General features: G+C 71.6%; 2 protein-coding genes and 1 pseudogene. 1 reads left to right on the top strand and 2 read right to left on the bottom strand.

What is annotated here, in order from left to right; translation table 11 throughout:
- Positions 1–658, bottom strand: a pseudogene (locus DEIPI_RS39545) (hypothetical protein); the annotation flags it as partial.
- 90 nt (positions 659–748) lie between these two features.
- On the bottom strand, positions 749–1,393 hold the full coding sequence (locus DEIPI_RS0111195) for a TetR/AcrR family transcriptional regulator (protein ID WP_052351703.1): 645 nt from the start codon (positions 1,391–1,393) through the stop codon (positions 749–751).
- A 97-nt stretch (positions 1,394–1,490) separates the two neighbouring features.
- On the opposite strand from DEIPI_RS0111195, the gene DEIPI_RS30380 reads away from it, so the two are divergent.
- The coding region (locus DEIPI_RS30380) for an aminotransferase class III-fold pyridoxal phosphate-dependent enzyme (protein ID WP_045234120.1) at positions 1,491–2,059 on the top strand (569 nt) is incomplete at its 3' end.

Here is a 2,059-nt window from a genome sequence, read left to right as displayed (position 1 = left end):
TCCAGCCGACGACGGGCAGGCCGGGGCCGCCGTCGGGCACGCCGACGCTGTGCGCGCCGACGATGGTGACCCTCGCGCCCGCGTTCCAGCTCGCGAGCTGCTGCGCGGTGGGGCTGGTCATGAGGAAGCCCTCGGCCATGCCGACGAGGGTGATGCCGATCGCGAGCCGCACGGCGAGCGCGAGGCTGGGGCGGGTGAACTTCTGGAGGACGAGCAGGACGGCCACCCCGAGGTTGGCGAGCCACAGCGCGCCGATCGCGGCGCCCATGCTGGTCCAGAGGGCGCCGTCGAGGACCGTCGAGACGTTGAAGTGGCTGGTGGTGCCGCGCGCGGCCTGGGTGATGATGACGACGAACTCCACGGCGAGCGCGAGGACGACGATCCAGGCGAGGAAGCCGACGAGGCGGCGGCGGCCCTCGATCAGGCCGAGCATCCACAGCAGGGTGAAGCTGTAGAGCGTGACGGAGACGGCGAACTTGAGGGGCTTGAGCCAGACGGGCGCGCCGGTGACGTAGCGTTCGTCGAGGAGGAGGCCCGCGGAGAAGAGGACGCACAGGACGAGGGTGGTGAGGCCGGTGACGAGCAGGGGCGGGTTGGTCTGCCAGAAGCGGCGCAGGGACGTGACGAGCACGGTGGGGGCGGTCGTGGTGGCCAGCATGGTGATCCTCCTTTGGTGAACGGCTTTCATCTGATGAACGGTGTTAAGTGACTGGCAGCATGGTGGTTCCGGGCGGACGGGCGCTGCCCGTCAGGCCCGGCTTCCCCGGCGCATCACCTCCATCGTCTGTTCGAGAACGGGTTCGAGGGCGCTCGCGGGCAGGTAGGGCGTGGCGAGGTGCAGGGCCACGAGCCCGTGGACGGCGGCCCACAGGCCGAGGGTGTGGGCGGAGACGTCGGGCACGTCGAGGTCGCCGCGCTCCAGGCCCTCGCGGATGGCGCGTTCGAGCAGGCCGAAGGAGTCCACGACGGACTCGTAGCCGGGCGGGTTGGGCCGCGAGAGGAACTCGCCGCGCACCATGAACATGAGGCGGTAGTGCACGGGGTGCGTGACGCCGAAGCGGACGTACGCCTGCCCGAGCGCCAGCAGGCGCGCGTGGGTGTCCTCGTGGGCGGCGAAGGCGCGCGCGAGGTCCTCCCCGAAGGACCGGAACCCCTCGAGGGCGACGTGGTGCAGCAGGTCGTCCTTGTCGGTGAAGTAGAGGTAGATGGTGGTGGGCGAGTAGCCGACGGCCTCCGCGACCTGACGCAGGGAGAACTTCTCGTAGCCCTCGCGCTCGAAGAGGTCGGTGGCGGCGTCGAGGATGGCGCGGCGCAGGTCGAGCTTCTGGCGGGCGCGCCGGTCGGCGCTGGCCTGCCGGACCCGCTGCTGCCGGGTGGTGGACGACTCGCTCATCACCTCTCTTTTACTTGACAGTGTTAATCATTGTCAAGTGCGGAAGGTGACCGTCCGCCCTCCCGCACGACCGCGCATGACGTAGGGTGAAGCCACCGTGACCCACACCGACACCCCCTCCCTCCCCCAGACGAGCGCCTCCGAGGCGCTGTTCGAGCGCGCCCGCCGCGTCACGCCCGGCGGCGTCAACTCCCCCGTCCGCGCGTTCCGCGCCGTCGGCGGCACCCCGCGCTTCATCGACCGCGCCGAGGGCGCCTACCTCATCGACGCGGACGGGCACGCCCTGATCGACCACATCGGCTCGTGGGGCCCCATGATCCTCGGGCACAACCACCCCGCCGTCCGCGAGGCCATCGCGGAGGCCCTCGCGGGCGGCACGTCCTTCGGCGCGCCCAGCCGCCGCGAGGTGGAACTCGCCGAGCTCGTCACGCGCCTCACCGGCGTGGACAAGGTCCGCTTCGTGAACAGCGGCACCGAGGCCACCATGAGCGCCCTGCGTCTCGCGCGCGGCTTCACGGGCCGCGACCTCATCGTGAAGTTCCGCGGCAACTACCACGGGCACGCCGACGGCCTGCTCGTGGAGGCGGGCAGCGGCCTCATGACCGTCGCGGAGGACCTCGGGCGGGCCGCGCCCTCCTCGGCGGGCGTGCCCGCCGCGTACGCCGC

The organism is Deinococcus pimensis DSM 21231, from assembly GCF_000519345.1.
Classification (GTDB): Bacteria; Deinococcota; Deinococci; order Deinococcales; family Deinococcaceae; genus Deinococcus_A; species Deinococcus_A pimensis.
Note: the sequence above shows the minus strand (reverse complement) of the source record. Positions and strands in the feature narration are given on the sequence as shown.

Bases quoted from the DNA above. Each gene is read 5' to 3' on its own strand.
- DEIPI_RS0111195 (WP_052351703.1), bottom strand. From the start codon at position 1,393: ATGAGCGAGTCGTCCACCACCCGGCAGCAGCGGGTCCGGCAGGCCAGC.